The organism is Mesorhizobium sp. CA14 (genome assembly GCF_020165195.1).
Classification (GTDB): Bacteria; Pseudomonadota; Alphaproteobacteria; order Rhizobiales; family Rhizobiaceae; genus Mesorhizobium.
On sequence record NZ_JAIUHR010000007.1, the window covers coordinates 134,464 to 151,168 of the forward strand.

Sequence of the window (16,705 nt, forward strand, 5' to 3'; positions counted from 1 at the left end):
AAAACAGAATACCCCGTTGCCGCGCGATTGAGGCAGAAATCCTGGCGCGGGCCGGCAATCCCCAGCTTCTTGGCCGTCGAGCCATTCACGAACGATGATACGGGTGCCCCGCCAGGATCGTCGCGACCCGGTAGAGCTGCTCGCCCAGCATGACGCGTACCAGCTGGTGCGGCCATGTCAGCGCGCCGAAGGATAGCGTAAGATCAGCCTGCTCTCGCAAGGATTTGTCGTGGCCGTCGGCGCCGCCGATGGCGACGACGAGCGCCTTGCGGCCGCCGTCGCGCAACTGGCCGATCCGGGCGGCCAGGTCTTCCGACGAAAGCGACTTGCCGCGTTCGTCGAGCAGGATGAGAACGGTACCGGCCTGCAACTGCGCCTGCAGCTTCTGGGCTTCCTCGCGGCGGCGCTCGTCGGCGTTCTGTCCGCGGCTCTCGGGAACCTCGACAATGCCGGCAAATTCCAACCCGACCGCGGGCCCGCTCTTTGCGAAGCGCTCAAAATAGCGGTCGGCGAGTTCTCTCTCGGGGCCGGTCTTCATCCGGCCCACGGCATGAACGGTGATCTTCATCCTCGCCCCGGCGAGCTTGTCCTAATGCGTACCGTGACGGTTCACGGCAGGCGGATCAAGGCTCAGTGCAAGGTCTCTTCCTCCAGGTCCGGCGCCTGCCACATCTTTTCGAGATTGTAGAATTCGCGGACTTCGGGGCGGAAGACATGGACGATGATGTCGCCCGAATCGATCAGGACCCAGTCGGCGCTGGCCAGCCCCTCGACGCGCGCGTTGCCGAGGCCGGCATCCTTCAGCGCCTTGAGGAGATGATCGGCGACAGCCGAGACATGACGGTGCGATCGACCCGAGGCGATGACCATATAGTCGCCGAGGCTCGATTTTCCCTGGATATCGATTGAGACGATATTTTCGGCCTTGGAGTCTTCCAGACTGGCAAGGACTGTGTCGATGGCGAGGGACGCGGCATCGTTTCCGCTGATCCCGGCCGGCGAAGGCATGATGTCAGCCTTCTTCCGCAGTGCTGTTCTCAGTGTGTTTCCTTTCCCAACAAGAACAACCAAATCACCCATGCAAATCAGGTGATACCACTTAGATAGGCAGAGTTCCGTTGCAGTTTCAAGACGACCGCCCCGAAGCGTGATCTCCACGCGATGGTCCAGGAGGCCTTTCGCAACGCTGCAAAAGGCGGAACCGATCCCGAGCGCATGGGTTATCGGCGCACCGACCAATGGGATCCCCGCCATGCCAACCGACCCGCAAAGCGCATTGCTGACCATCCAGGCCGGCCTTGCGCAGCTCAGCACCTTGATCGTCTCCTATTCCTTCTCGGCCGTCGGCGCCGTCATCCTTCTGATCGTCGGCTATCTCGTCGCCGGGCTTGCCGAGCGCTCGATCTATGCCGGCCTCGGCCACATCCACGGCTTCGATGAGACGTTGCGGCATTTCTTCTCACAGGTCGTGCGCTACGCCATCCTGATCCTCGTCGTCATCATGGTGCTCGGCCAGTTCGGCGTGCAGACGGCCTCCATCATCGCCGCCATCGGCGCTGCCGGCCTGGCCATCGGGCTGGCGCTGCAGGGCACGCTGCAGAACATCGCCGCCGGCATCATGCTGCTGGCGCTAAGACCCTTTCGCATCGGCGAAAATGTCGAGGTCGGCTCGATTGCCGGCAAGGTCGAGGAGATCGGCCTGTTCGCCACCAAGCTGCGCACCGTCGAAGGCGTCTACATACTGGCGCCCAATTCGACGCTGTGGAACCAGCCGGTACGCAATTTCACCCGCAACGGGGTGCGCCGCACCGACGTGAGCTTGAGCATCGGCTCCTGGAACGACATCGACCGCGCGCAAAAGACGCTGCTTGCCATCGCCGGCGCCGAAAAACGCATCCGCCGCGAACCGGCGCCGATCGCCTTCGTGGCCAGTCTCGGCGACGCGACCGTTTCGCTTACCTTGCGCTACTGGACATCGGCGGCCGACTACTTCTCGACCCAGATCGACATGACCAAGCGCGCCAAGCAGGCTTTCGACAGCGAAGGCATCTCGATCCCGCTGCCGCCGCCGGCGGTGCCGGCGCCGGAAGCACGCAAGCAGTAGCCCGGCCAGCGCTTCCCCGATCAGCGCTTGGTTGACGTCTCGTCCGGCGCGAAGGCAAGCTCCACCGGCAAGGGCGTCTGCGCCGACATCGGCGCGAAAGTGCCGCTTGCGGGCGCGGGCGCCGGCCGGCCCGCCATCACGCGCCACAGCACGAACAGGCAGAAGACCGATGCGATGACGATGCCGACATAGATGAAGGTCGCGGTGCCGAAGACGGCGGAAAGCGCGGTCACGAGACCCGGCACGATGAAGCCCGCAAGCGACCACGCAAACAGCATCGAGCTCGACAGCGCCAGAAGCTCGTCCTTGGCGGCGCGGTCGGCGGCATGCGCGCTGGAGAGTGCATAGATCGATTCCGCCGCCCCGTCCCAGAGGAGATAAATCACCACCAGCACCGTCAGCGCGCCGCCGTCGAAGACAATGGCAAGCATGCTGGCGACGACCGCAAGCGCCGCCGCGCCCGCCAGCACGTGGCGCCTGTCGGTGCGGTCGGAAATCCAGCCGAGGGGGATCTGCAGGATCAGAGTGCCGACCGGCATCGCCGACAACAGCAGCGCCACATCGGCCTGGCTGTAGCCCTTGGCCGTGGCGTGGATCGGCGCGAAGCCGGAAACGATCATCGACAGGCCGCCGACGGCGAGCATGCCGGCGACGCCGACCGGCGAGATGCGCCAGGCGCGACGCAGCGCCACCGATGCGGCCTGCGGCGCCGGCGGCTGAGCGAGCCGCGTCATGCCGACCGGCAGGATGGAAAGCGCGGTGAAGGTGATGCCGATCAGCGCTGCCGCGGCTGTATGGATGTCGACCGCGGCGAGCGTCGCGTAACCCACGCCCAGCCCGGCGATATAGGCGACGTAGAACACCGCCATGACCCGGCCGCGGATCGAATTCGGCAAGGCGTCATTCAGCCAGCTCTGCGCGACAATGAACAGCCCGCAAATGGCGAAGCCGTAGAGCGCCCGCGCGGCGATCCACAGCAGCGGGATCGGCCCGGCGCCGATCGCGGCGTTGGAAAGCGCAATCAGCGCCGACAGCACCATGAAGGCGCGGGCGTGGCCGACGCGCCTGACCAGCGGCCCGGTCAGGATACAGCCAGCCAGCCCGCCGGCCGAAAGCCCGGTGACGATCAGCCCGGCCCAAGTCGGGTCGAACCCGTCGGCGCCGAGACGCACTGGGATATAGGCGAACATCAGTCCATTGCCGATCGCGATCAGCGCCATCGACACGATGACGCTGGCAATGGCGATCAGCGGCGCCGATTGCGCGGTGTGTGTCCGATCGGTTGTGGCTTGGTCCTGCTGCAGCATGCGCCAGCATCTCCTGCCGGCGGGCGAAAAGCCGCCCTAAAAGCGACATGGCGAGCCTTCTCCTTCTCCCCTTGTGGGAGAAGGTGGGCACCTACCCCTCCGCTGCCTTGCGGATCGCGGTGGAGGAGAGCGACGAACGCGGACCGTGGATGAAGGTCCAGGCCGGCGCCTGCATGCGGGCAAGCAGCGGCGCGTCGCCCTCGTCGATGCGGGCATAGTCGAATGTCTTGGCGACGACCGACGACAGGAAGGAGAGCGTCGCGCCCGGGCGATCGATGACCGCAATCGGGAAGGTCAGCACGATCTCGCGCCAGCGCTGCCAGTGGTGGAAGTCGCGCAAACTGTCCGCGCCCATGATCCAGACGAAATCGACGCCCGGATTGCGCGCCTTGACCAGAGCGAGCGTGTCGGCGGTGTAGCGCACATGCTGCGCCGCCTCGAAGGCGGTGACCTTGATCTTCGGATTCCTGGCGATCTTTTCGGACAGCTCGATACGCTCGGCGAGCGGCTTCAGTTCCCGCGCGTTTTTCAGCGGATTGCCGGGCGTCACCATCCACCACAGCTGGTCGAGCGCGAGCCTTCTCAGCGCGATCTCAGCAACCAGCGCATGGCCGGCATGCGGCGGATTGAACGAGCCCCCGAACAGCCCGACGGTCAGGCCCCTGGCTGCATGCGGCATGCGAATGTAGCGGGCCGGGACAGGCTGTTCAGGTTGGGAAAGCATTCGCCTTGGCCTCCCTCAGGCCTTCTGGGCGAAAAAGGTCAAGGCCTCACCTGTCCAGTCCCGCGCACGCGGTATTTGAACGAGGTGAGCTGCTCGACGCCGACCGGCCCGCGCGCATGCATCTTGCCGGTGGCGATGCCGATCTCGGCGCCCATGCCGAACTCGCCGCCATCAGCGAACTGCGTCGAGGCGTTGTGCAGCAGGATCGCCGAGTCGATATCGTTGAAGAATTTTTCGACCGCCTGCGCGTCCTCGGCGATGATCGCCTCGGTGTGGTGAGAGGAGAAGGTCTCGATATGCTCGATCGCACCGGCGACGCCGTCGACCAGCTTCACCGCGATGATGGCGTCGAGATATTCCGTCACCCAGTCGGCATCGGTGGCCAGGCTGGCGTCGGCGAAGGCTTTCATCACCTCGGCATCGGCGTGGATCTCGCAGCCGGCGGCGCGCAGCGCCTCCAGGATCGGCACCAGATGCGTGGGGGCCACCGCGCGGTCGACCAGCAAGGTCTCGGCGGCGCCGCAAACGCCTGTACGCCGCATCTTGGCGTTGACCGCGATCTTGATCGCCATGTCGAGATCGGCCGAGCGGTCGATATAGAGATGGCAGATGCCTTCCAGATGCGCGAAGACCGGCACCCGCGCCTCGGTCTGCACGCGCCCGACCAGGCTTTTGCCGCCGCGCGGGACGATGACGTCGAGATTGCCGCCGAGACCTTTCAGCATCTCGCCGACGGCGGCGCGGTCGGTGGTCGGCACCAGCTGGATGGCGTCTTGCGGCAGGCCGGCGGCCTTCAGTCCTTCGACCATGCAGGCATGGATCGCTGACGACGAGTTGATCGAATCCGAGCCGCCCCGCAGGATCACCGGATTGCCCGCCTTGAGGCAAAGCGCGCCGGCGTCCGCCGTCACATTCGGCCGGCTTTCATAAATGACGCCTATGACGCCGAGCGGCGTGCGCACGCGCTCGATATGGAGCCCGTTCGGTCGGTCCCATGCAGCAATGACGTCGCCGACCGGATCCTTGAGGGCGGCGATCTCGCGGATGCCGTCGGCCATCGCCTTGATGCGCGGGGCGTCAAGCTTCAGCCGGTCCATGAAGGAGCCGGACAAACCGGCCTCCTTGCCATTCGACATGTCGATGGCATTGGCCTCCAGGATCGCCCGCTCGTTGTGCAGGATAGCGTCCGCCATAGCGGCAAGTGCGGCATTCTTGGCTTCGGTGGAAGCGACGGCCAACGGTCGGGCGGCCGCGCGGGCGCGGCGACCGATATCGGCCATCAGCGCCACGGTGCCTTCGCCGGATTTTTCATGCAGCTTCAGCATGGATCATCCCTCCGCCCCAGCTCTCTATTCCCACGCAATCCCGGGCCGAAAACCGCTTCGCACTTTTCCCGGAATTGCTCTAGTCGTCGGCCAATACTTGGTCACCGGCAAGGCTTACCACAAGGTCGTCGCGATGGATCATCGCCGAACGCGCCTCGTAGCCGAGCACGTTTTCGATCTCGGCCGTCTTCAGACCCGCGATCCTTACGGCATCGGCCGCATCATAGGCAACCAGCCCGCGCGCGATCTCGCGGCCCTCCGGCGACAGGATCGCCACCGTGTCGCCGCGCGAGAAATTGCCGCTGACCAGCTTGACGCCGGCAGCCAGCAGCGACTTTCCGGACTTCAACGCCCCGACGGCGCCGGCATCCACCGTGAGCCGTCCGGCCGGCTCGAGCTGCCCGGCGATCCAGGTCTTGTAGCCCTTCACGGGGTTGGCGCTGGGCTTGAAGAAGGTCGCGCGCTCGCCGCGCTCGATCGCCATCAGCGGCGAAAGCCTGGTGCCCGACGTGATGATCATGGCGGTGCCGGCGGCATTGGCGATCTTGCCGGCATCGAGCTTCGTGCGCATGCCGCCGCGCGACAGCTCCGAAGCCGCCGCGCCCGCCATCGCCTCGATATCCGGCGTGATGCGGTCGACGACCGGGACGAACTTCGCCTGCGGATCCTTGGCCGGCGGCGCCGTATAAAGCCCGTCGATGTCGGAAAGCAGCACCAGCAGGTCGGCGCCCATCATCGTCGCAACGCGGGCCGCCAGCCGGTCATTGTCGCCGTAGCGGATTTCCGAGGTCGCCACCGTGTCGTTCTCGTTGATGACCGGCACCGCCTTCATCTTGAGCAGCGTCGAGATCGTCGCGCGCGCATTGAGGTAGCGCCGGCGCTCCTCCGTGTCGCCAAGAGTGAGAAGAATCTGGCCCGATTTCAGCCCGTCCTTGCCGAGCGCGTCCGACCACGCGCCGGCAAGCGCGATCTGGCCGACGGCGGCGGCGGCCTGGCTCTCCTCGAGCTTCAGCGCGCGCTTGCCGAGGCCGAGAATGGTGCGGCCGAGCGCGATCGCGCCCGAGGAGACGACGAGCACTTCCGCGCCGGCCTCAGCCAGCACCGCGATGTCGTCTGCAAGCGAGGTCAGCCAGTCGCGCTTCAGGCCTGTCGCGCGGTCGACAAGCAGCGCAGAGCCGATCTTCACGGTGATGCGCCGGTATGATTTCAGAGATTTCATGGGTTTACTGCCAGCGCGTGTCGACAGGAGCCGGAACGGCGTCGCGCGATTCGGCGACCACCGCCATCAGCGCGCGCAACACCTGCTCGACGCCTTCGCCGGTGACGGCCGACAAAAGTATCGGCGCGCGGCCGGCGGCGCGCTTCAGCGACGCGGCCTTCTTCTTGCGGGCGTCCGCGTCGAGGATATCGACCTGGCTGAGCGCCACGATCTCGACCTTGTCGGTCAGCCCATGGCCATAGGCTTCGAGCTCGGCGCGCACCGTCTTGTAGGCCTTGCCGGGATTTTCCTCCTGCGCGGAGACCAGATGAAGCAGCACGCGCGTGCGCTCGACATGGCCAAGGAAACGGTCGCCGATGCCCACCCCCTCATGCGCGCCCTCGATCAGGCCCGGAATGTCGGCCAGCACGAATTCGCGGCCGTCGATGCGGGCGACGCCGAGCCCGGGGTGAAGCGTCGTGAACGGATAGTCGGCGATCTTCGGCTTGGCCGCGGTGACGGCCGCAAGGAAGGTCGACTTGCCGGCATTGGGCATGCCGACCAGGCCGGCGTCGGCGATCAGCTTGAGCCGGAGCCAGATGCTCAATTCCTCGCCAGGCTGGCCGGGATTGGCGCGTCGCGGCGCCTGGTTGGTCGAGGTCTTGAAATGCTGGTTGCCGAAGCCGCCATTGCCGCCCTTGGCGAGCAGGAAGCGCTGGCCGACCACGGTCAGGTCGCAGATCAGCGTCTCATTGTCCTCGGCAAAGACCTGCGTGCCCGCCGGCACCTTCAGCGTCACGTCGGCGCCCTTGGCGCCCGTCATGTTGCGGCCCATGCCGTGCATGCCGGTCTTGGCCTTGAAATGCTGCTGGTAGCGATAGTCGATCAGCGTGTTCAGCCCGTCGACCACTTCCACCCAGACATCGCCGCCGCGGCCGCCGTCGCCGCCATCCGGGCCGCCGAACTCGATGAATTTTTCGCGCCTGAACGACACCGAACCGGCGCCGCCGTCGCCGGAACGGATGTAAACCTTGGCTTGATCGAGGAATTTCATTGGAGTTTCAAGTTTCTGCTGATCGTCATGAGCGATTGCTCTAAGGCATGTTGAGATTCAGGTCAGGCCGAGCCGAAAATGGCGGGTTCCGAGAACCGGAGCGGAGCGTACTAAAGTACGTGAGCACCGGAAGCGCAGGAAGCCGGCATTTGCAGGCCGGCATCACCTGAATCTCGACATGCCTTAAACCAAGGCAGGGCTGAGGGCGAGGCCGATTTGCGACTAAAGCGCCGGATGCCCTTTTGCCGGGGACGCGGTAGCACCGGTGCGGCATGACTGAAGGGGCGCGGGAATGAAGATCGTCACCTACAACATCCAGTACGGCATCGGCCTCGACGGCAAATACGACGTCGGCCGCATCGCCGATGCGGTGCGCGGCGCCGACATCATCGCGCTGCAAGAAGTGACCCGCAACAACCCGCGCAACGGCGACCGCGACATGGTGGCCGAGATCAGCGAGGCGCTGCCCGATTATTTTGCCGCCTATGGCAGCAATTTCGAGGTCAATATCGGCTCGCGCCTGGAGAACGGCCGCGCCATCTCGACCTCCTTCCAGCTCGGCAACATGGTGCTGTCGAAGACGCCCATTCATCTGTCGCGCAATCTCCTTCTGCCGCGCAGCCGCAGCCTCGAGACCATGAACTTCCAGCGCGGCGCGCTCGAAGCGCTGATCGAAACGCCGCTCGGCTTCATCCGCTTCTATTCCACCCATCTCGACCACCGCAGCCCGGTCGAACGCCAGAGCCAAATCCGTTTCCTGCGCCAGCGCCTCTTGAATTATGCGCTGGAAGGCGGCGGCCTGTCGGGCATTCCCGAGATCGGCCTGCCGGACCTGCCCTATCCGGAAGCCTTCATCGTCATGGGCGACTTCAACATGCTGCCGGGCTCGCCCGAATATGTCGAACTCGCCGGCCGCCCTGACCATGAGTTCGGCATGCCGCTGACGGCCGATCTCGCCGTCGACGTCGCCCAGCGTCTTGCCGTCGCCGACCTCGTCACCTGGGTCGACCTCGACCGCCCCGGCGACAAAAGCCGGTACAAATGCATCGACTACATCTTCACCAGCGCCTCGCTCGCCAGATCGCTGCAGCGCCTGTGGTCCGACCGAGACGCCGTCGGCTCCGACCACCTGCCGCTCTGGGCCGAGCTGGGCTGAGCTCTGGCCTCCCCCTCATCCGGCCGCTACGCGGCCACCTTCTCCCCGAGGGGAGAAGAGATTGGCGCCGGCGCTTACCTGCTCCTCTCCCCTTGGGGAGAGGTCGGATTGCCCCGAATTGCCCTTCGCAATTCGGTTGGCAATCCGGGTGAGGGGCGCTTGCTCAGCCCCGTGAAGCAACCATCAAAAGTGCACCCAATTCCTGAGACTGGTCCACGTCTTCCTGTCCAGCCGGTAACGCTCGACCGGCACCTGGCCGGCGACGATCGAGTTCAGCATGCCCTGGCCGGCATACTGGAAGCCGCATTTGTGGATGACCCGGCGCGAGGCCGGATTGATCACCCGGGTCGAGGCATGCAGCACCTGGATCGAGGTCCGCTGGAAGGCGAGATCGACCAGGGCGTGCGCGGCCTCGGTGGCATAGCCGCGCTTCCAATAGGGCTCGCCGATCCAGTAGCCCAGTTCCAGGCCGCGGTCGGTGGTGTTGAGCCCCGCGCAGCCGACGAAGGTGCCGGTATCCTTGAGCGTCAGGACATAGACGATGCCGGCGCGCCGCGAAGCCGCGATGGCAAGGAAGGTGCGGCCCTCGGCTTCGCCATAGGGATGCGGCATGCGGGCCAGCATTTCGGCGACATGCCGGTTGTCGGCAAGCGTTACGAGTTGTTCGAGATCGCTCTCGCACGGAGCGCGCATGACCAGCCGCTCGGTGGCAAGCGCCGGGCAATCGATCGCGTAACTTTCGTCTTCGGTGCCTTCCGCTTCGGCAACCATTTTAGTCCTCCAGGGCAAGAAAAATGAAAAAGGAGAGAGGGCAAGCCCATCTCTCCTGATCCTTTTCCTGGCCTGGCCAGACACCGGTTCCCGAGATGGGCGCCGGTGTTATGGTGCGGAACCGGCTACTCCGCTGCTTTGGTGATCGGGTTCACCGATACGTAGGTTCGGCCGTTGGCTTTCTTGTTGAAGGTGACTGCGCCGGCTTCGAGCGCAAAAAGGGTGTGGTCCGTGCCCATGCCAACATTGGTGCCCGGATGCCATTGCGTGCCGCGCTGACGAATGATGATGTTGCCGGCGATGACGGCTTCGCCGCCGAACTTCTTCACGCCCAGACGCTTGGAGTGCGAATCGCGACCATTGCGCGACGAACCGCCAGCTTTCTTGTGTGCCATTTGACTAACTCCGATGCGCCCAAAGGCGCTTGAATGGTCTTATGAACGCGTTCGCGTTCCGTTTCAAGTCCGTACCGGCGACGATCGTCGCCGGAAAATTACTTCTTCGCCAGTTCCTTGGCCTGCTCGCGCCAGTCCTTGATCTGGTCGGCGCTGAAGGGCATGTGCTCGTCGATCTTGGCGACGTCCTTGTCGGAGAGCTTGGCGAGCTGCGCGAAGGTGACGATGCCCTGCTCGGCGAGGTCCTTCGCCGCGACCGGGCCGATGCCCTTGATCACGGTCAGGTCATCCGGCTCGCCCTTCGGCGCCTTGAACAGCGGCGCGGCCTTTGCCTCGGCCTCTTCCTTCGGAGCGGCCTTGGGCTCCTTCTTGGCCTTGGCCTCTTTCGGAGCGGTCTCGGCCTTCGCCTCGGCGGCGACTTCCGCCTTGGCTTCGGGTGCCTTGGCCTCGGCCTTGGCGGCCTTCTTCGACGGTTTGGCGCCGCCCAGCAGGATCTCGGCGATCCGGACGGTAGTCAGAAGCTGGCGGTGGCCGATCTTGCGGCGCGAATTCTGGCGGCGGCGCTTCTTGAAAGCGATGACGGTGCGGTTCTTGCCCTGCTCGACGACTTCCGCCGTGACCATGGCGCCATCGACGAACGGCGCGCCGAAGGTGACATTCTCGCCCTCGCCATGCGCGAGCACATTGCCGATCTCGACGATGTCGCCGACCTTGGCTTCGAGTTTCTCGATCTTCAGGAGATCGTTGGCGGCGACGCGATACTGCTTGCCGCCCGTTTTGATGACTGCGAACATTTTTTGCCTTTCGCTGTTCGGTCGGCCTCGATGAACCGCGTCAGGCGGTTCGGCCGTCTTTTTGTCAGTCTGCGGGTTCAAAAAACAAGCGGCGCGGAAGAGCCTCCACGCCGAATGCGGGCTGTCCCTAACCGAAGGTTGCGCCGGAGTCAAGGCAAGCGACAGGTAAGCGTCCTTGTCCTTGGAGGCCGTAAGCGACGGTGCCGGCAAATATCGATCCGTGACGTCGCAATCGCTTTTTGCGGAAGCCGGAAATCGGTCGAATAGGGCCTTGTAACTCTAGCAGTCAGCCGTTATCTAGTGCGCCGCGCCGGCAACGGCCGACCATGACCTCGCGGAGAGGTGGCAGAGTGGTCGAATGCACCGCACTCGAAATGCGGCATACTCGCAAGGGTATCGGGGGTTCGAATCCCTCCCTCTCCGCCATCCTGCTTCGCGCTGCGCGCTTCGCAGGACAGGTCCAGGGAATTCCTTTCAGCGCGAAGCAGGATGTCCTCCGAAGTTTTAGCGAAGGAGGGTGGCTCGGAGCCCTAAATCCCCTCACCGCGCCATACCGGCCTGCGATGAAATCCCGCGGCTCTCGGGTGACAAAAACCCGACCGTGATCGATAATAATGTGATCTCAAGGGGGTCGTCGCGCAGAAGACCACATGCGCTCGGGGGCGAAATCTAAGAATGTCCGGTCGCGGCTTCACAATGGATGACAAGATGATCGGGCGAACTTTCGCCTTTGCCCTGGCAATTGCCTTTTTCCCTTCACCTTCGCACGCGCAACCGCAGCATCGTCTGCCAAGCGGCTACAAATGGGGCCGCTGCCTGCTCGTCGTTCACGGCGAGACCCGCATCTCCGGAAGATGCTCTTATCAAATCGAGAAGGGCGGCGATTTCAATATCCAGGGGCCCAAGCAGGTTTTCGCAGGCATCGACTATCCCGACACGCATAGCGGGGCCGGTGAGATGTCGAAGGATTACTGGGCCGTCGTGTACAAGGACGGTGATCTTTGGGCAGGCTACGGCAACGCGGATATTCGCGACACGCACGGCGAGGCAGGCGATTGGGGAGAGCTTCGCCGCGAAGGCGCCTGCTATGCCGGGAAGGACGTCCGGGTGTGCCTTTGGCGTTGAGCAATTCCAGGAAAAGCGGTTGGGCTCGGCGGTTTCGCCATAGCCTCCCGCCCGGAATTGCGTAAAAACAAAGGGATAGAGCGGCCGCCGTTTCCGTGAAAACGATGAACCGCTCCAGCCGCCCTTTGACCAGGCGGCTGGGGGATCGATAGCATGCCGCCGGGCCGGGGCTCCATCGACGCGACGGGACGCGATGAAAAAAGAAGATCTGGAAAAGCTGCTCTCCAACGACAGCGGCGACTTCGAGTTGTATCCGATAGACCGCTATCTCCATGCCGTGGCGACCGAACGGCAGGTGCCGAATCTCGCGATCGCTGCCTGCACGATCAGGATAGAAGAATCCGCGCCTGCGCTGCGCGCGGTCCTGGAACGAGCCGCCAACGGACAGCCTTTGTCGGACGATGAAGAGATGCTGCTCTTCAGGGGCGTGTATATCCTCGGCGGCGTCCGTGACACCCAGGCATGCCAAGCTTTGCTGCGTCTGCTGCGCCGCCCTGGGAAGGAAGCCGACCGGCTGCTTGGCGACGCCATAACCGAAACGCTGTCGCGCATCATCGTAGGCGTATTCGACGGCGACGCCGGCGTGCTGTTCGACATCATTGCCGACCGCTCCGCCGACGAATTCATCCGCGATGCAGCGTTTGGTGCGGTGACCTTTTTGACCTGGGAAGGCCGCATCGAGCGCGACCGGACAAGGGATTTCGTGGAACGGTTCTACAGGGAGAGGCTTGCCGACGACTGGGATTACGTGTGGGTCGGCTGGCTGCAAGCCATCGCGATGCTTGCCCTGCGAGACCTCGTTCCGCTTGTCTACAGCGCTTGGGATGAGGGCCGTATCCCGGAAGATGCGCTTGAACGCAGTGATTTCGAAAACGACCTGCGGGAAGCCGAGCAGCAACCCGGCGACATTGGCCGGTTCGACCGCGCCAGCCTGAGTTACATCGAGGATGTCCTTGTGGCGCTGGATTGGACCCGCGGCCTTGACGATGACGACGGCTTCGATTTTAGCGACGACGATTTCGATCTTGACGAGGATGGGCAAGCCTCACGGCTGGAGCTGGCCTTCTCCAGCGTGATACCGGCCACCAACCCTTGGCGCGATATCGGGCGCAACGATCCGTGCCCTTGTGGAAGCGGCAAGAAATTCAAGAAATGCTGCTTGGCAATCGCGGAATGACGAGGTGACGCGTCAAGCCCGTCCTTAGCTCGACCCACTCGCCTCATGCGCCGCGATCGCGCTCACGAAGATCTCGCCGAACTCCTTGAGCTTGGCTGCACCCACGCCGTTCACCTCGGCGAAATCGTCGAGGTCGCGCGGACGGCGCTCGGCCATGTCGATCAGCGTGCGGTCGGAGAACACCACATAGGCCGGCACCTGGCGTTCCTTGGCGAGCCGCAGCCGCAGCGTTTTAAGCGTCGCCAGAAGCGATGCGTCGACGCCCTCACCATCCGTGGCGGAGCCTTGCGCGGCCCGCTTCCTGCCGCGCGCGAGACGGTCCCGGCCCTCGACGCGATACTCGAACGCAACCTCGCCGCGGCCGAGCGCGCGGCCGCTTTCGGAGATGGCGAGGCCGCCATGGCCGTCGGGATCCGGCACCAGGAAGCCGCCGGCGACAAGTTGCCGGACGAGCGACAGCCAGACCGGCTTCCGGTGCATGATGCCGGTCTTGAAGCTGGCGATCTTCTGATGGCCTCTGGCCAGCACCTTTTCAGTCTCATGGCCGAGCAGGATATCGATGACATGGGCGGCGCCGAAGCGCTCGCCGCTTTGCGCGACTGCTGCGAGGATGATCCGCGCCTCGGCGCTGCCATCGGCGCGCGGCGCCTGGTCGAGGCAATTGTCGCAGTTGCCGCAGGCTTGCGCCTCCTCGCCGAAATAGCCGAGCAGCACCTGGCGCCGGCACTGCGCCGTCTCGCAATAGCCGATCAGCGTGTCGAGCCGGCGATGCGCCCGTCTTTTGTGCTCGGGCGAGGTATCCTCGTCGTCGATGAACATCCGGCGCGTGCGGATGTCGCCGGCGCCGTAGAGCATATGCGCTTCCGCCGCCCGGCCGTCGCGACCGGCGCGGCCGATCTCCTGGTAATAGGCCTCCAGGCTGCCGGGCAGATCGGTGTGGAAGACATAGGCGACGTCGGGCTTGTCGATGCCCATGCCGAAGGCGATGGTCGCCACCATGACGACGCCCGACAGGCTCATGAAGATGTTTTGGTTCGCCTCCCGCGCCTCCTTGCTCATGCCGGCGTGGTAGGCGAGCGCGCGCACGCCGTTCTTCTCCAGGAAAGCCGCCATCTCCTCCGTCGTGCGGCGCGACAGGCAATAGATGATGCCGCTCTTGCCCGGGTGACGCTCGATGAAGCGCAGCAGCTGGCGCTTGCTGTCCTGCTTGGGCTCTATCGCCAGCTTGATGTTGGGCCGGTCGAAGCCCAGCACTAGGGTTTCGGCGCGCCCGGCAAACAGCCGCGCTTCGATGTCGGCGCGCGTGGCCTCGTCTGCCGTCGCCGTCAGCGCGATGATGGGCACTTGCGGAAACACGCCGCGCAACTGCGACAGGTCCTCATATTCGCGCCGGAAGGCGGGTCCCCATTGCGAGATACAATGCGCCTCGTCGATGGCGATCAGGCCGACATCAAGCCGGGACAGCGCTTCGAGCATCCGCTCCGTCATCAGCCGCTCCGGCGCCAGATAGAGCAGCCGCGTCTGCCCGGACGCCACGCGCCGCCAGGCAGCGACATTGGCGTCGCGGTCGAACGAGGAGTTGATCGTGTCGGCGGCCACACCGGCAAGGCGCAAGGCGGCGACCTGATCCTGCATGAGCGCCACCAGCGGCGACACCACGATGGTGAGCCCGCCTTTGACCAGCGCCGGAACCTGATAGCAGAGCGACTTGCCGGCGCCTGTCGGCATCACCGCAAGCACATGCCGTCCGGAGAGCAGCGCCTCGATCACAGCGGCCTGTCCGGGGCGAAAATCGTCGAAGCCGAACACATCCTTCAGGACGCGCCGCTTGTGATCCTCGGCCCGGATGCTCGCTGCCTGCGCCGGCATTACCGCGCCGTTCCAGCGTTCAAGATGTCAGCCGGCATCTCGTAGCCGAATTCGCGGCAGAAGCCTTCCACGCGAGCGAGGAACGCCGTCGGCAGGCTATGCAGATAGGTCCGGAATTCTTCATTGCGCTCCCATTTTCTCAGCGACGTCGCCCGTATCGGATTGCCGGCATCACCGCTGTACAGGGTGACCGGTGAAAGATCGAATGATCGAGCGATCCTGCCCTGGACGATATCCGGTTCTGCGATCAGCTCTTCATAGCGCAAATAGAAAACGGCTCTTTCGGGCTGAGTCTGTCTGAGCCGCATCAATCCGTCGTACTCCGCCTCCCAGCGTTCCGTCGTTACATGAAAACGGCGCTCGTTCACAGTCTCCGGATGAGAGCTGGTGAGCACGTCGAAAGGATGCCTCACGCAATAGATCAACCCGACCGAGGCAGGCAGATGCTCGATGTCCCTATGGCTCTCATGAGTGCGTTTGACGACTAGATTGAATTGGGGGCGATCCAGTTCGAGCAGCGCTTGATACGGCGCTTCGTCCGCATGGACATAGGTATCGTCGAAACACCCCATCAAGCGACGGCTGAGCGTGGTTCCGCTGCGAGCACAGCCGGCAATGAAGATTCGTTTGCGAAACGTCATTGCCGAGGGCAGCCTGCGCGCGGCCTTGCGCAGGCGCCAGAAAAATCGTCTTGCGCCGCGGCGCAGAGCGGTCGCCGGCGTTAGGGCTGCTTTGGCAGGGACGTCCCTCGACGTGATCTCGGCCAAGGCGATGCCGCTCTCTCCCGCGACGGCGTAGAGAAGCCAGGTGCGGCCGTTCTCCTCGAAAATGGCGGGATCGCGCAACGCATTCTCCCTGCCTTCGGCCGCCCCGTCACGGCCGGGGCAGACCGGCAAATCCGCGCCTTCGAAGTCCGCCTGCGGCCGCAGCAGTTCGGTCTCGCCCCGCACCGTCCAATCCCACCAGTCGTCGGCGAGATCGATGGTGCCGTGAAGGATCCGTTCCGGCGCATCGCCCCTGCGCGTGTAAAAGACCCGCAGCCAGCGACCGGATTTCTGCAGCGCCAGATGCCGTGGGGTCGGACGGCGGTTCATGGGAGGCAGTACGACCGGGCCCCGTTCAAAATCAGAGATACCGGTTCCGGAACGGAAAACGGTGACGGTTCTCGTCCCGAGAAGACCGTACCACCAATTGTCGTGGTGGAAGAACCGCGCATAGGAAGGCCCGAGCGGCTGGGGAAGCGGATTGAAATGGAGACCGTCACCGGATGTCGCGGCAAAGGTCATCTGGCCTTCCCCGCCTTTTGCCGGCCCATGGAAATACAAGACGAAGCGATGATTCTGCTGATCGACATGAACGTCGGGAGACGCAATGTGCCCCTTGATGAACGGGCAATGATCGAGGGACAGAACCCCGCCAGGATGTATGTGCCACGGGCCTTCGATCGTATCGGCGTAAGCGAGGCGAATATAGGAGCCGCCATGATCGGCGAAGTAGAGATGGTAAGCGCCCAGCCGCGCCGGCGCCCAATCGGGCATGCAGATCAGCGACGGCCCGTTGATGTTGATCCCGTCGCCGGCAGGCAACATGTCCGGCGTGACGATAAGTCCACGCCGCGTTGCGGTGAGGATGGGTTGCGAGATCATGCGGCGGGCTGCCTCCGGCTAACAGCTCCGCCCCGGGGACAAGCCCGCCTGTTGTGGAGC

General features: G+C 64.3%; 16 protein-coding genes and 1 tRNA gene. 5 read left to right on the forward strand and 12 right to left on the reverse strand.

What is annotated here, in order from left to right:
* Nucleotides 1-85 precede the first annotated feature (85 nt).
* Together rlmH and rsfS are read right to left on the reverse strand one after the other, a co-directional pair.
* Nucleotides 86-568 (reverse strand): 23S rRNA (pseudouridine(1915)-N(3))-methyltransferase RlmH, encoded by a 483-nt coding sequence (rlmH, locus tag LB565_RS11005; protein ID WP_224583778.1) that lies wholly within the window; start codon nt 566-568, stop codon nt 86-88.
* Between the two features lie 62 nt (nt 569-630).
* Nucleotides 631-1,008 (reverse strand): ribosome silencing factor, encoded by a 378-nt coding sequence (gene rsfS, locus LB565_RS11010; protein WP_095767215.1) that lies wholly within the window; start codon nt 1,006-1,008, stop codon nt 631-633.
* A 244-nt stretch (nt 1,009-1,252) separates the two neighbouring features.
* Here rsfS and LB565_RS11015 point away from each other — a divergent pair, with 244 nt between their 5' ends.
* Nucleotides 1,253-2,104, forward strand: coding sequence for a mechanosensitive ion channel family protein (locus LB565_RS11015; protein WP_224583779.1), 852 nt, complete (start codon nt 1,253-1,255; stop codon nt 2,102-2,104).
* 20 nt (nt 2,105-2,124) lie between these two features.
* Here LB565_RS11015 and LB565_RS11020 read toward each other — a convergent pair whose 3' ends face one another.
* From LB565_RS11020 to obgE, 5 genes are all read right to left on the reverse strand, one after another.
* On the reverse strand, nt 2,125-3,411 hold the full coding sequence (locus LB565_RS11020) for an MFS transporter (protein ID WP_224583781.1): 1,287 nt from the start codon (nt 3,409-3,411) through the stop codon (nt 2,125-2,127).
* Nucleotides 3,412-3,502: 91 nt separating this feature from the next.
* The gene (locus LB565_RS11025; protein WP_224583875.1) at nt 3,503-4,090 is read right to left on the reverse strand and encodes a nicotinate-nucleotide adenylyltransferase; all 588 of its coding nucleotides are present in this window, start codon (nt 4,088-4,090) and stop codon (nt 3,503-3,505) included.
* An 83-nt stretch (nt 4,091-4,173) separates the two neighbouring features.
* Nucleotides 4,174-5,460, reverse strand: a complete 1,287-nt coding sequence (locus LB565_RS11030; protein ID WP_224583783.1) for a glutamate-5-semialdehyde dehydrogenase — start codon at nt 5,458-5,460, stop codon at nt 4,174-4,176.
* 79 nt (nt 5,461-5,539) lie between these two features.
* The gene (proB, locus tag LB565_RS11035; RefSeq protein WP_224583785.1) at nt 5,540-6,679 is read right to left on the reverse strand and encodes a glutamate 5-kinase; all 1,140 of its coding nucleotides are present in this window, start codon (nt 6,677-6,679) and stop codon (nt 5,540-5,542) included.
* Nucleotides 6,680-6,683: 4 nt separating this feature from the next.
* Entirely contained in the window at nt 6,684-7,712 is a 1,029-nt protein-coding gene (obgE, locus tag LB565_RS11040; protein WP_224583786.1) for a GTPase ObgE, read from the reverse strand.
* Between the two features lie 292 nt (nt 7,713-8,004).
* Between obgE and LB565_RS11045 the strand changes: the two genes are divergently transcribed.
* A complete protein-coding gene (locus LB565_RS11045; protein ID WP_224583787.1) occupies nt 8,005-8,868 on the forward strand; it encodes an endonuclease/exonuclease/phosphatase family protein in 864 nt (287 codons plus the stop codon).
* Nucleotides 8,869-9,051: 183 nt separating this feature from the next.
* Here the strand turns inward: LB565_RS11045 and LB565_RS11050 are convergent, their stop codons facing one another.
* From LB565_RS11050 to LB565_RS11060, 3 genes are all read right to left on the reverse strand, one after another.
* On the reverse strand, nt 9,052-9,639 hold the full coding sequence (locus LB565_RS11050) for a GNAT family N-acetyltransferase (RefSeq protein WP_224583790.1): 588 nt from the start codon (nt 9,637-9,639) through the stop codon (nt 9,052-9,054).
* A gap of 125 nt (nt 9,640-9,764) precedes the next feature.
* Nucleotides 9,765-10,034, reverse strand: a complete 270-nt coding sequence (gene rpmA, locus LB565_RS11055; protein WP_095767205.1) for a 50S ribosomal protein L27 — start codon at nt 10,032-10,034, stop codon at nt 9,765-9,767.
* 98 nt (nt 10,035-10,132) lie between these two features.
* On the reverse strand, nt 10,133-10,828 hold the full coding sequence (locus LB565_RS11060; RefSeq protein WP_224583791.1) for a 50S ribosomal protein L21: 696 nt from the start codon (nt 10,826-10,828) through the stop codon (nt 10,133-10,135).
* A gap of 336 nt (nt 10,829-11,164) precedes the next feature.
* On the opposite strand from LB565_RS11060, the gene LB565_RS11065 reads away from it, so the two are divergent.
* The 3 genes from LB565_RS11065 (at nt 11,165) to LB565_RS11075 (ending at nt 13,130) form a co-directional block, all read left to right on the forward strand.
* A tRNA-Ser gene (locus tag LB565_RS11065) sits at nt 11,165-11,254 on the forward strand.
* Between the two features lie 270 nt (nt 11,255-11,524).
* Nucleotides 11,525-11,953: a hypothetical protein gene (locus LB565_RS11070; RefSeq protein WP_224583793.1), complete on the forward strand. Its 429-nt coding sequence runs from the start codon at nt 11,525-11,527 to the stop codon at nt 11,951-11,953.
* Between the two features lie 193 nt (nt 11,954-12,146).
* Complete coding sequence (locus LB565_RS11075; protein ID WP_224583795.1) at nt 12,147-13,130, forward strand: DUF1186 domain-containing protein; 984 nt, start codon at nt 12,147-12,149, stop codon at nt 13,128-13,130.
* A gap of 24 nt (nt 13,131-13,154) precedes the next feature.
* Here the strand turns inward: LB565_RS11075 and recQ are convergent, their stop codons facing one another.
* Nucleotides 13,155-14,999, reverse strand: coding sequence for a DNA helicase RecQ (gene recQ / locus LB565_RS11080; protein WP_224583797.1), 1,845 nt, complete (start codon nt 14,997-14,999; stop codon nt 13,155-13,157).
* Nucleotides 14,999-16,645, reverse strand: a complete 1,647-nt coding sequence (locus LB565_RS11085; RefSeq protein ID WP_224583798.1) for a sulfotransferase — start codon at nt 16,643-16,645, stop codon at nt 14,999-15,001. The genes recQ and LB565_RS11085 overlap by 1 nt, the downstream gene beginning before the upstream one ends.
* Nucleotides 16,646-16,705: the final 60 nt, after the last annotated feature.

Excerpts from the sequence above, each read along its gene's own strand:
- LB565_RS11050 (WP_224583790.1), bottom strand. The coding sequence starts at position 9,639 with ATGGTTGCCGAAGCGGAAGGCACCGAAGACGAAAGTTACGCGATCGAT.
- LB565_RS11015 (WP_224583779.1), top strand. The coding sequence starts at position 1,253 with ATGCCAACCGACCCGCAAAGCGCATTGCTGACCATCCAGGCCGGCCTT.
- rsfS (WP_095767215.1), bottom strand. The coding sequence starts at position 1,008 with ATGCCTTCGCCGGCCGGGATCAGCGGAAACGATGCCGCGTCCCTCGCC.
- LB565_RS11020 (WP_224583781.1), bottom strand. The coding sequence starts at position 3,411 with ATGCTGCAGCAGGACCAAGCCACAACCGATCGGACACACACCGCGCAA.
- proB (WP_224583785.1), bottom strand. The coding sequence starts at position 6,679 with ATGAAATCTCTGAAATCATACCGGCGCATCACCGTGAAGATCGGCTCT.
- LB565_RS11045 (WP_224583787.1), top strand. The coding sequence starts at position 8,005 with ATGAAGATCGTCACCTACAACATCCAGTACGGCATCGGCCTCGACGGC.
- obgE (WP_224583786.1), bottom strand. The coding sequence starts at position 7,712 with ATGAAATTCCTCGATCAAGCCAAGGTTTACATCCGTTCCGGCGACGGC.
- LB565_RS11025 (WP_224583875.1), bottom strand. The coding sequence starts at position 4,090 with ATGCCGCATGCAGCCAGGGGCCTGACCGTCGGGCTGTTCGGGGGCTCG.
- LB565_RS11085 (WP_224583798.1), bottom strand. The coding sequence starts at position 16,645 with ATGATCTCGCAACCCATCCTCACCGCAACGCGGCGTGGACTTATCGTC.
- recQ (WP_224583797.1), bottom strand. The coding sequence starts at position 14,999 with ATGCCGGCGCAGGCAGCGAGCATCCGGGCCGAGGATCACAAGCGGCGC.
- LB565_RS11070 (WP_224583793.1), top strand. The coding sequence starts at position 11,525 with ATGGATGACAAGATGATCGGGCGAACTTTCGCCTTTGCCCTGGCAATT.
- LB565_RS11060 (WP_224583791.1), bottom strand. The coding sequence starts at position 10,828 with ATGTTCGCAGTCATCAAAACGGGCGGCAAGCAGTATCGCGTCGCCGCC.
- rpmA (WP_095767205.1), bottom strand. The coding sequence starts at position 10,034 with ATGGCACACAAGAAAGCTGGCGGTTCGTCGCGCAATGGTCGCGATTCG.
- LB565_RS11075 (WP_224583795.1), top strand. The coding sequence starts at position 12,147 with ATGAAAAAAGAAGATCTGGAAAAGCTGCTCTCCAACGACAGCGGCGAC.
- LB565_RS11030 (WP_224583783.1), bottom strand. The coding sequence starts at position 5,460 with ATGCTGAAGCTGCATGAAAAATCCGGCGAAGGCACCGTGGCGCTGATG.
- rlmH (WP_224583778.1), bottom strand. The coding sequence starts at position 568 with ATGAAGATCACCGTTCATGCCGTGGGCCGGATGAAGACCGGCCCCGAG.